Here is a 13,175-nt window from a genome sequence, read left to right on the forward strand (position 1 = left end):
GATGCGGTTCCGTAATCTTGCGATTAACTTGGGAGCGATCGCAGTCTTTGCTGCCATTGCTCTCAGTTTGCAATTTCCCAGACTAAATCAACGTTTACATGGACAAACCCTAGAAGATACGCGCAAAGGAGTTAGAGAAGAAGAAGCTCGATTAAAGCTAATTCGCCAATTACCTGCACGCGGTCTAGGTTTGAATAATATGATTGCTAATTTTGCATTCTTGCAATTTTTGCAATATTTTGGTGATGACATTTCCAGAAATAATTTTCAAACTGGCTATAGCCTTAGCCCCCTATATTTTGCCAATATCATTGAACGCGACCCCAGATTTCTGAGTAGTTATATATATATGTCTGCAAGCGTATCCATGTTTGCAGCACTTCCTAGCGAAGCGATCAGCATTTACTCGAAGGGTTTACAGTCCCTCAATCCTACCTTACAGCCAAAATCCTATATAGTTTGGCGATACAAAGCCACCGATCAATTACTCTTTTTGGGTGATGCGAAAGGAGCCAGAGAGTCCTACCTCAAAGCAGCAGATTGGGCAGATCAAGCAACATATACAGGCAAAGCCCCACAAGATACCCCACTAATTGCAGATTTATCTCGCCAGTCTGCAAAGTGGCTCGAAGAAGATCGCGATCTTTCTAAAGCTCAGATCGGTGCTTGGGCTGTGGTTTTGCAAAATGCGACTGACAAGAAAACGATCAATATCGTAGCTAAGGAGGTGGATAAGCTTGGCATGAAAATTGAAATCCAAAATGGTATGCCAGTTATCGTACCTAAAAAGCCATAAAAAAGGGCGCTTCGCGCCCTTTTTTATGGCTTTTTAGGCAAAGAAAAAAGCTGTGACGCACGCAGAGCATAAGCCACAGCTTTTAGAATTTTAGCGACTTAGCCTAATTAGCTGTTAGCCACTTTTGGGCTGTCAACCGTTGAATTACTCCAAATACCAGCAAATCGAGAGGAGCTTTGCGCTCATCGATCAAAAATGGCTCCATTGTACTAGGCGATCGCCCTGCATCGGCACAGGAAAAAGCCTTCTGAGCATTGATATCCGACTTAGAAAAATACACAGTAAATTGACGTAGCCCTTGCGCCCACACACCACGCACCTGAGAGTTATTAAACCCTAGCTGCAAATCACTCACGCCTTGCTTACCAAAAGCCTTATTCAGTGCAGGCAAATAATGGGTAGAAATAAATTCATCAAAAGGTAGTTCTTCGATCGCAGGGGGCTTTTCAGCTTTAGGTTTAGCAGCAGGCTTCTCCTTTACCTGCTCAGAATTTGAAGCAGTAGTTTCAGACATAAATTTTGTTAGTACTAAATGAATTCAGGATATCGACCTATTGAGCTTCAGTATTGACGATCTGGGGTAAGCCCATACTGTAGTTAAGCGATCGATGATTGAGATTGTAAGTAACTTCGCCTTGCTGCAATAGCGATCGCACAAAATGCTCCAAATCAGAACCAATCCGACGCAAGTTGTAATCAGTTAGATCAGCACCTTTGTACTCAGCTACAAGCTCATCAAACTTGTGATATACCTTTTGTAAAGCGCCATCAGTCCAGTTCAGTTCATTGTCTGGATCAACATCTAAGGTCAATATATTTTCACTATCGATGAGTTCATCGTTCTGCTCATCCACAATGGCAGCATAAATCTGAATGTGACGGGTTGTAGATTTGAGCGGCATAGAGATTTTGTGGGGTTAGTAAATTAACTATCTAAGAACTAATTTTAAGATTATTGCAAACTTTTAAGGCTTACCAACCAAACAATTTATCTATACATAACCAAAGAAGGGACGCGCCGCGTCCCTTCTTTGATTTTAGCTAGCTAAATATTCCTGCATCCTCGCTTTGCGCTTCCGCAGATAATCCATCGCTTGACGCTCCAACTGTCTGACCTGCTCACGACTAAGATCCATACGTTTGCTGATGCTAGCCAAGGACATTTCCTGTCCATCGTCTAGACCATAGCGCAAGACCATAACTTGGCGTTGCTTTTCAGGTAATTCCTTGAGCAAACTCTGAATATCCGTGCGTAAAGACTCACGCTCAACATAGATATCAGGTGAACGTCCAGTATCTTCTAAAAGCTCCGCAAGCTCCGTGTCTTGGTTATCACCAATTCTCAGATCGAGAGAAATTGGCTGGCGCGATAATGACAAACATTCGCGCACTTGCTCAGTCTTAATATTTAGCTCATAGGCAATCTCGGCAACCGTCGCCACCCTTCCCAGATCTTGGGAAAGCTGACGTTGAGCTTTTTTAATCTTATTAAGCTTTTCCGTAATATGTACTGGCAAGCGAATTGTTCTCGCTTGCTGAGCGATCGCTCTGGTAATCGCTTGACGAATCCACCAATAAGCATAGGTTGAAAATTTAAATCCCTTGGTCGGATCAAACTTATCTACTGCTCTTTCTAATCCAAGAGTACCCTCCTGTACTAAATCAAGAAGTTCTAAATTGCGCTTTTGATATTTTTTCGCAACGGAGACCACTAAGCGGAGATTAGCCTCAATCATTTTGCGTTTAGCTCTCGTACCAATACGAATAATGCTATGCAAATTCTCAGGACTAATCCCTAAATCTTCAGCCCACTCTTGTTCAGTCGGTAAGCGATCGCTAGTTTGGGCAATTTTTTCTTGCGCTTCAAACAGCACCATCATCTGCTGCACTTGCTTGCCATAAATAATTTCCTCTTCATTACTGAGCAAAGGAATCTTACCAATTTCATGCAAATACGTGCGAACCATGTCAGCAGACAGACCGACCTGCTTGTTAGCTTGCCTATCCACTGGATGTGATGTGGTATGGGTCAATGGTTCTTCAGACATATCGCTCCTAATGTTTTAAACTAAGCGTTTTTCAAGAGTGCTTCTCCAAGACCAGAAAGCTAAGACCAAAAAGACTTGATGAAGAGCTAAGTTAATTGCTATTAGAAACGTAAATTCACAAGCTTAACAGCTAAAATTCACTATCTCTAAGTTTTGTAAAAATAGCCTGTCAATCCGTCGTTAGGCGTAAGGCTATTTTGTATAATACAAGGTTAACCTTTTAAACTCTTGCGTCTGGAATTACATATTATTACAAATCAACTAAAAAAGTCAAAGGGCGGCTATCACTATCCCTCTAAGGATTTAGACTTTGTTTGACTAAGTATTTACACTCATTGAGACAATGGATAATGACATGGATTTGATGGGCGAAACCTTCATCAGGTTAGTGATAATGTAATTAAAAAGCCTTAAATCTCAATATCAGCCATAAACCACAATTTATCTTTTCAAAGCAGCTATAAAAAACCTGTCTTAATCTGCCTTAGTTAAAATCCAGACAGTAGCAAAACTTGAAGAAAATAAATGTCTCAGAATGCAAATAAAAGCAGATACAAACTTAAAGAAAGAAAATCCTGAAATCTCAAAATGTTGATTTACTAGAATAGTCAAGCAGTATTGAGTGAAATAAGCACTAGTCTTAAAAAGTCCCAGTAACTCCTCAAAACATAATGTTCAGATTCTAGTAATGACTGCAAGACTAGGTAAGACGACATTATAAATTTCGAGGTTCCCACTACTTATATTTTCAGAAACGCCTGAAAGTTTTTACCTAGACAGATAATCTATTAAACAAATTTCCACCATAATTATTCCCTGCAATTACTAGTATTTATCTTTAGTTTTGCTTAAGAATCTTATAAAGCCTTCTTCAAAATTTAGTAGCAAATTCTATTTGTTAGTTTGAGAAAGAACTGTCACAAATGTTGCTTTTGTATGATTTGTATATTCTGACAATCCTAAGTTCTCAGAAAAACAAAAAAATGTATTCACTCATTTGGGTGAAGTCAAAGAGAGAAATAGATAAATCACATCTCCTTGAAATTTAGCTATAGCAAACCAAGAGTTAGCTAGTACCAACCAAAACCCAAAAAGCGAGTTGCGGCGCGAAGCGCCGCAACTCGCTTTTTGGGTTTTATGTCCTAAGCAAAACTTACATTGCTATATTTATAAATCTATATTGATAACATTCAAGTAATTTTAATCTCGCAAACTTCAGCCAACATTGAGGCTCCTTTCCCAGTATAAAAACAGACATTAAAACCCAAGGATTAGCGTTGCACGCTAATCCTTGGGTGGGAAGGGAGGAGGCATGAGCCGTTAAATATAAAGATTCTTATAGACAAGGAACTTATTTACCCAAGTCTGCGACCTAAAATCATAATAGGTCTAGAGTAGAGCTGATAGTATTCTCTGCTGAGACTAGTAAATATAACTTGGATCATTACAACAATGACTTCAACTAGGATTTCCGCTCAAAAAGCGATCGCCGTAGGTGCAATTTGTCTAAGTACAGTTTGTTTAGCGCCTATAGCAAGCATGTTTAGCTTTGTATCGTCAGCTTCGGCTCAATATGGGTTGGGGTTACCCAAATCCGCAGGAACGGGAGGCGCAACAAGGACTACCGATAATTTGCCACAAATTACAATGCTAGTTCCTGAAGATGGGGCAAAAACTTTGTCCGCTAGACCAACCTTATATTGGTACATTGCTCCCACACCTTCTCCCTCTACAAGTAACACTTCGTCCAAAGTCGAAGAAAGCAAAAGCACCTTTAAAATCAAGTTCTTTTTACGGGACAGCAATATTCAAGCAGCAAAACCGATTTATGTAGTTGAAGGTGAGGCAGAACAAATTGGTGGTCTGTATAAGTTTACACTGCCTGAGACAGCCCCTGAGTTAGTTACAGGCAAAGCCCAACGTATGCAAATTCGCTGGAACATACTTAGTAATGGCTTGCAGATCGATCTTAATGCCATTGTCCGTCGTGATAATGACCCAGTGATATTAAAGGCGATCGCTGGGACAAAGAATGAGTTAGAAAAAGCACGGATTTATGCAAAAAATGCATACTGGTATGATGCAATCGATGCTTATACAAGTTGGTTATCTCTTAATCCAAAAGACGAAATTGCTCGCAAGGAGCGAAGCGATTTACTAACAGAAGGATTTAAAAATCACTCCGCCTTTAGCAAAGAGCAGCAAGGTAATATTGTCAAACTATTGTCTAAGCTTGATCAAAGTAAAAGTGCTACCTCTATTGCCCTACAGCCTAAAATTCGCCCCTAAAAAACAGGGAGATACTAAACTCTCTTCCCTGTTTTTTAGACTTGTTTTTTATAGCAATGTAAGTTTTGCTTAGGACATAAAACCCAAAAAGCGAGTTGCGGGGCTTCGCGCCGCAACTCGCTTTTTGGGTTTTGGTTTGTACTAGCTAACTCTTACTTTGCTATAGAAATTGAGTCACCACTCAATTAGATTAATAGAAACTCCCGCAAAGAAGCTGATTTACTTGCCAACTTAGCAAGTAAATCAGCTTCTTTGCGTTTTTTGTTTTTTAATTCTGCCTACCTACTTAAAAAAACAAAACTAAAAGCTGTGGCGCACGCTGCGCGTGCGCCACAGCTTTTAGTTTTGTTTTTAATTGCGCTCAGATACTTATACAACAGAGCAAAATGATATGATGACCCAAAAGTCTCGCTATTTTTAAGGTTGTTGAGATCGTTAAGGCAAAGCTATGGCAGATAATTCAAGTAATTTTTGGGGAGGCTTTCTCTTTGGGGCTGCAATTGGCGGCGTAGTTGGCGCTTTAGTAGCGATTAAACTCAGTGAACCTGAAGATGAGACGATTGATCGCCAATCCGATGGCGATCCCCTTCTAGATAAGCCTCATAACTCTAGTGATTTTGCCCGTCGGAATCTCGAAAAGAAAATCGCCCAACTTAATGCAGCGATCGACTCAGTCAGCCAAGAACTATCTCTTGCCGAAGGCAAAAATGGTCGCAAGCAAACATCTGTAGAAGCATTGCGCGATTTAAATGCCGACGATAATAAGTAATTAGATTCTGGCAGATGTGGCGCGGGTGTCGTCTTTGTCAAATCTGCTAGATGCATAACTCGAAGATCTTTCCGTCTATTTGATTAGACCGATTTCTACGGCATTCAGTAGAATTATGGTATCTAATTCCTCAAATTGTTCTATAACCTAACAAAACCCTATGGCAGTTATTCTTGGTACGGTAAGTTCATTTATCTCAATTTATTTGGGATTACTATTCATCCGAGTCCTTTTAACTTGGTTCCCCAATATTGATTGGTACAATCAGCCTTTTGCAGCCCTTAGTCAAATTACCGATCCCTATCTCAATCTATTTCGCTCAATTATCCCCCCACTGGGCGGCATGGATTTCTCGCCAATGTTAGCTTTTCTGGCTCTAAGTTTTTTACAACGCGCCCTTGCTCCATTGGCAGCAAGCGCAAGTATGGGCTTTTAAATGGGCTTTTAAGGTAAGCTTGACTTAAAGCTTATTTAGACTAGGTTCACGTTAGGAAATATACATGACGGGTTTGTTAGATTTGAGCGGGAAAACTGCTCTTGTGACAGGAATTGCCAATAATCGCTCGATCGCTTGGGGTATCGCCCAAAAGTTACACCAAGCTGGTGCAAAGCTAGGTGTAACTTATTTGCCAGACGATCGCGATCGCAATAAAGGTAAGGTTGCTGAGTTAACTGAGCCTCTGACTCCAGATTTTTTGTTGCCTTGTAATGTTCAAGATGATGCACAGGTTGATTCCCTTTTCGCTTCTGTAGCAGAAAAATGGGAAAAGATTGATATTTTGGTGCATTGTCTTGCCTTTGCTAACAAAGAAGACTTGTCTGGCAACTTTACAGATATTTCCCGCGCAGGTTTTCAGTTAGCGCTTGATGTGAGTGCTTACTCATTAATTCATTTATGTCGTGCCGCAAAGCCCTTGATGAAAGATGGTGGCAGTGTGATCACCCTGACTTACATTGGGGGGGTCAAGGTTATTCCTAATTATAATGTGATGGGAATTGCCAAAGCAGCTCTGGAAATGAATGTGCGTTATTTAGCTTCAGATATGGGTCCGAATAATATTCGCGTCAATGGGATCTCCTCTGGCACAATTCGTACGCTTGCTTCTTCGGCGATCGGTGATATTCACAAAATGTTACATCATTACGAAGAGAGTTCTCCTCTACGTCGCCTCGTTACGACGGAAGATGTGGGAAATGTAGCAACCTTCTTGGGTAGCGATTTGTCTAGCGCTATAACTGGGCAAATTATCTATGTAGATTCTGGCTATGAAGTTATGGGTGTTTAAATCACCATAACTTTAGTAGTTAACAATAGCGATCGCTAACCTCTTACTTACAAGATCAGTCTTTTAAAAATTCCCATGCAAACGGATATTTTCAAAGAGCTTTTTCCTCTGTTTGATGCTGCGAGTGTCGAAACTTTGGAATGGCTGCTCGCCGAAGCTGTAGAACGAGACTATCCTGCGGGACGAGCCGTACTCATGGAGGATGCTTGGGGCAATGCCGTATATTTCATCCTCTCGGGTTGGCTGAAAGTAAGATTTCTGCGAAGTCAGGATGCTACCACTCTGGCAGTACTTGGCAATGGTGACTTTTTCGGTGAAATGGCAATTCTTGATGAGTCACCCCGTTCTACAGATGTGGTAGCTTTTACGTCAGTGCGGGTGCTAAGCATTCCCGCCCAAAAGTTTATTCAATTTTTATTCAAAGATCCTCAATTGCATCATCGAATGCTCCAGTTAATGGTGCGTCGCTTACGCAAAACTAATCAACGGATTCAACTTAGGCAACAAGTGCCTGCGGTAAGAATTGCGAATATTTTGATGGGTTTAGCAGATACTTATGGGGTGAAAACGGAGGCAGGTATTGATATTTACTGTCTGCCAATTCAAGATATTGCCGATCTATCAGAGGTAAATCCTGAAGACACTAGCAAGGTTTTGGAAAAATTAAAGGAAAAGGGTTGGATTGCGATCGATCCTAAGCGCCAAGTCATGAGCATTACTAATGACAAACAAATGGCTCAGTTAGCAACTTTTCGCTAAATAAAATTGTTACTCCCTTCCCACCCAAGAATCAGCTATGCGGCGCGAAGCGCCGCATAGCTGATTCTTGGGTGGGAAGGGAGTAGATAAAAAATAGGATGGTTATTAACCATCCTATTTTTTTACTTATGACGATGCCCCAAGCGATATTTTCGTACAGGTGATCGCTTTTTTAAAAAGCTCGCTTAAATGATTAAGCTGTTTTCTTAAAGTCTATATTTGTCAAGGCTTTTTTGACTTTTAAGGCATTGATAAAGTTCTTGTCGAGAAAATATTTGACTAAAGTGTTGACAAATTCTTGGTTGATATAGATAATAAGGATCGCTTAAATAAAGGAAAGTAAAACGCAATCCCAAAGCGATTCCGAAAGGAAAGACAACAAAAACCAGCAAAATCTGGGTCTGTAGTTCAATTGGTTAGAGCACCGCCCTGTCACGGCGGAAGTTGCGGGTTCGAGCCCCGTCAGACCCGTTAAAAATAAAAAAGAGCTTGCAAGGCAAGCTCTTTTTTTATGTAAACAAAAAGGCGGCGCAACGCGCCGCCTTTTTGTTTTTTTAGCTTAGCAGTTGCTTAGCCCGATCGCTAATGGCTTGAGCATTCATGCCATTGAAATCAAACAACTGACTAGCCGAAGCGGTAGTTTCACCACGCTTCCATGAGAAAACATCGCGCTTGCTGTTGCTGCGGAGCATCACAGGCTCAAGCATTGCCGAAGCACCACCAACAACACCGATGAGCGCATCACCACCAAACATTGCCTCAAAATCAGCATCACTGAGGAAATTGCCATCTGGCTCAGAGCAGGTGTCCCAAGCGACATCAGTTGACCGATAGAGGCGGCGAGGGCTAACAATCGAGACGATCTTAGAACCAATACCTTGCTCGGAAAGCTTTTGGGCGGCTTCGTACACTGGTAGTAGCATCATGTCGCCAATGACCGCAAACACAACTTTCTTGCTACCTGCAATTTCTTGCAAAGCGATCGCGCCAGTTTCCAGAGCTTGACGATTCTGCTCGAAGGTCGTGCGAATCGGTAGAGGTGATTTACTAGCCGTAATCACTACGCCCTTATTAACGGCTTGCAAAGCCCAGTCATAGCAAATTTGAATGCTATTGGAGTCAAGGGGAAATAGGGGAAATATATTGCCATTACGCATCATTGACGCAAAGTAGCCCTCAATTTCTGGGCGTTGGTGTGTCCAGCCATTACGACCTTGCTCCAAGGCTCCTGCGGTGAATAAACACACAGTGGCAGGGGTAGGGCGGCGCAACTCAGCCATCGCTTGAGTCACAGTCTGCCAAATGGGAAGCCCATTAATCGCAAAGGACTCATAGGAACACCAAAGAGTACGACTACCCATCAGTGCTAAGCCCACGGCAAGCCCTGCACAGGCATCTTCGCTGAGGGGTTCATAGACCTGCCCTCCGGGAGCTTGGTTGTAGAGATCATCAACCGTAGGATGATTGATTTTGAGGACTTGGTTAATATTGGCAATTCCCGATGCTTCATTACCATCGGCATTCGTGACGAGGTAGCGCTTATCGGTTTGTCCGACATATCCGACCAATCGCCCCATGGAGGTAGTGGCAATTTTTGATTCACCGATCGCATATTCTTCTAGGGGCAAAGTACCTAAATCAGTTAGGGGCAATACTGACTCAGTAACTGCGGTCTTAGAAGAGGAACCGCCGCCAGCCCATTGCAAATTGGTGCGAACGGTTTCCCATGCTTCAGGATTGAGCGCGCGCGATTTTAAACCTGCTACAACGTCAGGATTGTCGAGGGTGTGATGGGCATAAAGGTTATGGGATTTTGCGCCACGGGCATGAACGCCTGCCCCCTTGAGTTGTTTGATGATAAATACGGTGAGCTTACCGCCAAAGGCAAGTTTTGTGGCTTTATCTACACCAACTAAGACGGCTTCGGTAAAGGCTAGACGTTGCTTGAAGGAAAAGGCAGTGCTATCTACATAGGCTCCCGTTTGATTTTGATCATCAAAGTCTTTGGCATCTACCAAAATTACTTCATCAAATCCATTGCCTTTCCAGAAAGCAATCATTTCCGCATTAGTTTTGGTGGAAACCATGCTGTGATGCTCTTGGCTATAGCCATTCCATACCAAGATCGGCACAAAATTGGTAACTTCAGGATAGGCAGTATGGAAATGGGCGATCGAGCTAATGGGATAGGGTTCGCCAAGACCACCATCGCCAAAAGTTACAGGGAAAAGCTTGTCCCGATGGAGGAGCGCCGCCGCCATCGCAAAATGTTGTCCTTGTCCGAGGGGCCCCGCAGGAGCGAGAATTCCGGGAATATATCCAGATAGGTGACCTAGTAAGCCATGCTTTTCGCGAAATCTTTCCCGCATTTGAGCAACGGTATTGATGCCCATATCCTCTAGGGAGCGATCGAGGAACATGGCGCTATAGTAACCGGGGGCGTGGTGTCCTACTTCCGTAGGCATATTTTTATGACCAAGCATATAGAATGCAGCCACGGCTTCAGCACTGCTCGCAAATCCCCCGGGGTGTCCCGATGCTTTGCTGGCAGTAACTTGTAAGGTGAGATAACGCAGCGCATCAGCAGCAAGTAGGGTTTGAAATACGGCAGCGCGATCGCTGGGATCGGTAACACCAGACTTTTCTGGGCTAAGCACAGGTTTGCGTCCTAGCTCGTCGAACCCCTCCAACGGTTCGCCAAAGTACTGAATGCCTTCGCGAAAGTCATCTTTGAAGACGGGAGTGGCTACGTTTGTGGTGTCAGGGGTTGCGACCATAGATTTGTTGACCTTTGAGTTGTCCAGAATAGAGATTTAACTATGAAACAATTAGAGATTAAGAAATGTTGAAATTTTCTCTAATAGCCATTTTAGTATGTAGAAGGACTCTCGAGCTTGTCAAAGATATCTTAATGACCTTAAATGAAATTCAACCCAAAGCACAGGATGCCGTTCTCGGTGGACAGGTCGCGCCCCCAAGAGGTGGTTTCGTTTTGGGCGGAATTGAAGGAGTGCAACGGCGGCTCCAGAGTCCTGCGATCGCCCAGAAAATCGCCGCCCTTAGAGAAGCTCTCCACTATGGCGAACACGGTCTCCATCTGATCTTGCAAGCCCTACAGGATGAATCTGTCAAAGTCCAAAAGTCCGCGTTACTTTTGCTATGGCGAAGACCTGAAGCATATATTCAGCAAGTGATTGAGCAATATAGCCAATTTCAGTTATTTGATATTGTGCATACTCTGCAAGGTCATCACAATGCGATCGCCTCCCTTGCTCTTTCACCTAATGGCAGAATTCTTTATAGTGCAGGAGCCGATTTCAGCATTAAGGTATGGGATTTAGGAACCGATGGTCAGAGGGGCAAGCAACTAGGAACGATACACGGACATCATAATATGGTGAATTCCATCGCACTTAGTAATAACGGGAAACTGCTGGTCAGTGGTAGCCGCGATAAGACAATTAAGCTTTGGGATGCGCGATCGGGCAAAGAGTTAATTACCCTGACAGGACATATCGGCTATGTCAATTCGGTGGCTTTAACTCCTAACGGACAAATATTAGTTACTGGCAGTCAAGACACAACTATTAAGCTATGGAACCTGAAAACTGGCAAAGAAATCCACACCCTTCGGGGGCATACGAGTCTGGTGGATTCCGTTGCCCTAAGTCCTGATGGCAAAGCGATCGCTAGCTGTAGTTGGGATACGTCTATTAAAGTGTGGGATTTACTATCAGGAAAATTACGATGGGAATTTATCGGACATTCGGCGCGAGTTCTCTCCTTTGCCATTAGTCCCGACGGTAAGATTCTGGTTAGCGGCAGTTTGGACACGCGCATTAAGGTTTGGAGTCTCCAAACTGGTCAAGCGATCCGCACCCTAGAAGGGCATTGGGGCTGGGTGAAGTCTCTCATTATTAGTCGTGATGGGAAGACGCTGATCAGCTCTAGTTACAAAGAAATGCGGGTTTGGAATTTAGAAACAGGAGAACTGTTACAAGTTCTCAATGGACATATCAATCTCATTAATGCGATCGCTCTTAGCCCAGATGGACAATTACTAGTTAGTGGTGGCGAAGATAGTAATATTCATATCTGGCGTGTGCCATAAAAAAAGTCGTGCTTCGCACGACTTTTTTAGTTTTTTCAGGTGTTATTTAAAGAGAAGAGTTAGTAGTGGGGGGATGACGCTCACTACGGATTAGCCAGTAAGAAATGAAACTAAGCTTCAACAGCTTTATTTTGCTTTTTGCGTCTAACAGCACGCAATCCACCTAAAGCTCCTGCGGCAAGAATACCTGCGATCGCTGGAGGCACAGGCACAGGACGGACTGAGACAGTGTCATTACTGCAATCAAATCCTAAAGTTGCCAAAAACTGCTTACCTTTATAGCTATCAGGCAAAGTGAAGGCAAAACCAAATGTATTAGGGTTGCTGCTAGTCAAGTTGATTTGAGTAGGGAACAAGCTATCAGCTAATTCTAAAGAACTCAAGTTACGAACATTGCCATTATTGAACCTAGTACCAGAATCAATCACATTAGGCAATGAGGGAGAGCCACTTGTGTAGGGCGCATAGTAAGGATTGCTCCATAAAAGATCGCCAAATCTGGAATCACTACCTGTAGCACTCTTTGCTCTATCGTTATAGTCTTTCAAATTGGGATAACCACTGTTATTTCCCGCAACACTTTTACCTGTCACATTAGTGTAAACACCTAGAGGGGTTGTACCAATCCCATCAGCATTAGGTGCAAAACGAACACCAACCAAAGAACCTTGAGCAGCCTGAAAACTGCTACCAGAGACAGGGTTGTTAAAGTCTAAAAATAGATCTCCGAAACCTACGTTATTATTGTTGTAGGTGACTCCATTTATGGAGTTACTTGAGTTAATCCCAACCCAAATTTCATTACCTACAGTCTTAAAGCCAACGCCATAAATATCCCAACGACTATCTGCATTAAATCCAGAGGGACCAGAGCCATCATAGGAATAGTCATCACGAGCATAGTTCCAACCACTGATGATTGTCCCAGCCTGTGCAGGGAGACTAGAAGCGATCGCCCCTAAAGAAATTACTACTGCTGAAAGCACTTTTTGTAAAACTGACTTTTTCATCTCTCTTCCCTAAAACCTGACTAAATACTATAAAAAATAGAACTGGGTAATTGAGTGAAATTATTCAACTATCCCTTTCATGCTTCTTATAGTCAGCTTTTTCAATC

Annotated in this window: 12 protein-coding genes and 1 tRNA gene; 8 read left to right on the plus strand and 5 right to left on the minus strand. The window is 42.7% G+C overall.

What is annotated here, in order from left to right:
• Position 1 precedes the first annotated feature (1 nt).
• The gene (locus H6F42_RS07385; protein ID WP_190398714.1) at positions 2-796 is read left to right on the plus strand and encodes a hypothetical protein; all 795 of its coding nucleotides are present in this window, start codon (positions 2-4) and stop codon (positions 794-796) included.
• 103 nt (positions 797-899) lie between these two features.
• On the opposite strand, the gene H6F42_RS07390 is transcribed toward H6F42_RS07385, so the two are convergent.
• The 3 genes from H6F42_RS07390 to H6F42_RS07400 form a co-directional block, all read right to left on the minus strand.
• On the minus strand, positions 900-1,310 hold the full coding sequence (locus H6F42_RS07390; protein ID WP_190398715.1) for a DUF2996 domain-containing protein: 411 nt from the start codon (positions 1,308-1,310) through the stop codon (positions 900-902).
• A gap of 37 nt (positions 1,311-1,347) precedes the next feature.
• Positions 1,348-1,698: an NAD(P)H-quinone oxidoreductase subunit M gene (locus H6F42_RS07395; protein WP_190398716.1), complete on the minus strand. Its 351-nt coding sequence runs from the start codon at positions 1,696-1,698 to the stop codon at positions 1,348-1,350.
• 135 nt (positions 1,699-1,833) lie between these two features.
• Positions 1,834-2,844 carry an RNA polymerase sigma factor, RpoD/SigA family gene (locus tag H6F42_RS07400; protein WP_277873829.1) on the minus strand — a complete coding sequence of 337 codons (1,011 nt, stop codon included), beginning with the start codon at positions 2,842-2,844 and terminating at the stop codon, positions 1,834-1,836.
• Positions 2,845-4,296: 1,452 nt separating this feature from the next.
• Here H6F42_RS07400 and H6F42_RS07405 point away from each other — a divergent pair.
• The 6 genes from H6F42_RS07405 to H6F42_RS07430 all read left to right on the plus strand — a co-directional run bounded on the left by H6F42_RS07405 (position 4,297) and on the right by H6F42_RS07430 (position 8,418).
• On the plus strand, positions 4,297-5,133 hold the full coding sequence (locus H6F42_RS07405; RefSeq protein WP_190398717.1) for a DUF928 domain-containing protein: 837 nt from the start codon (positions 4,297-4,299) through the stop codon (positions 5,131-5,133).
• Positions 5,134-5,581: 448 nt separating this feature from the next.
• Positions 5,582-5,902, plus strand: coding sequence for a hypothetical protein (locus H6F42_RS07410; protein WP_190398718.1), 321 nt, complete (start codon positions 5,582-5,584; stop codon positions 5,900-5,902).
• 160 nt (positions 5,903-6,062) lie between these two features.
• A complete protein-coding gene (locus tag H6F42_RS07415; protein ID WP_190398719.1) occupies positions 6,063-6,338 on the plus strand; it encodes a YggT family protein in 276 nt (91 codons plus the stop codon).
• A gap of 73 nt (positions 6,339-6,411) precedes the next feature.
• Positions 6,412-7,188, plus strand: coding sequence for an enoyl-ACP reductase FabI (fabI, locus tag H6F42_RS07420; RefSeq protein ID WP_190398760.1), 777 nt, complete (start codon positions 6,412-6,414; stop codon positions 7,186-7,188).
• A 75-nt stretch (positions 7,189-7,263) separates the two neighbouring features.
• Positions 7,264-7,947: a Crp/Fnr family transcriptional regulator gene (locus H6F42_RS07425; RefSeq protein WP_190398720.1), complete on the plus strand. Its 684-nt coding sequence runs from the start codon at positions 7,264-7,266 to the stop codon at positions 7,945-7,947.
• A 397-nt stretch (positions 7,948-8,344) separates the two neighbouring features.
• Positions 8,345-8,418, plus strand: a tRNA-Asp gene (locus tag H6F42_RS07430).
• A gap of 83 nt (positions 8,419-8,501) precedes the next feature.
• Here H6F42_RS07430 and H6F42_RS07435 read toward each other — a convergent pair.
• Positions 8,502-10,724 carry a phosphoketolase gene (locus H6F42_RS07435; protein ID WP_190398721.1) on the minus strand — a complete coding sequence of 741 codons (2,223 nt, stop codon included), beginning with the start codon at positions 10,722-10,724 and terminating at the stop codon, positions 8,502-8,504.
• A 134-nt stretch (positions 10,725-10,858) separates the two neighbouring features.
• Between H6F42_RS07435 and H6F42_RS07440 the strand changes: the two genes are divergently transcribed.
• Positions 10,859-12,058: a WD40 repeat domain-containing protein gene (locus H6F42_RS07440; RefSeq protein WP_190398722.1), complete on the plus strand. Its 1,200-nt coding sequence runs from the start codon at positions 10,859-10,861 to the stop codon at positions 12,056-12,058.
• Positions 12,059-12,168: 110 nt separating this feature from the next.
• On the opposite strand, the gene H6F42_RS07445 is transcribed toward H6F42_RS07440, so the two are convergent.
• On the minus strand, positions 12,169-13,068 hold the full coding sequence (locus H6F42_RS07445) for an XDD3 family exosortase-dependent surface protein (protein ID WP_190398723.1): 900 nt from the start codon (positions 13,066-13,068) through the stop codon (positions 12,169-12,171).
• Positions 13,069-13,175 lie beyond the last annotated feature (107 nt).

Origin of the sequence: Pseudanabaena sp. FACHB-1998 (assembly GCF_014696355.1) — a bacterium.
In the GTDB taxonomy this organism is placed as follows: Bacteria; Cyanobacteriota; Cyanobacteriia; order Pseudanabaenales; family Pseudanabaenaceae; genus Pseudanabaena.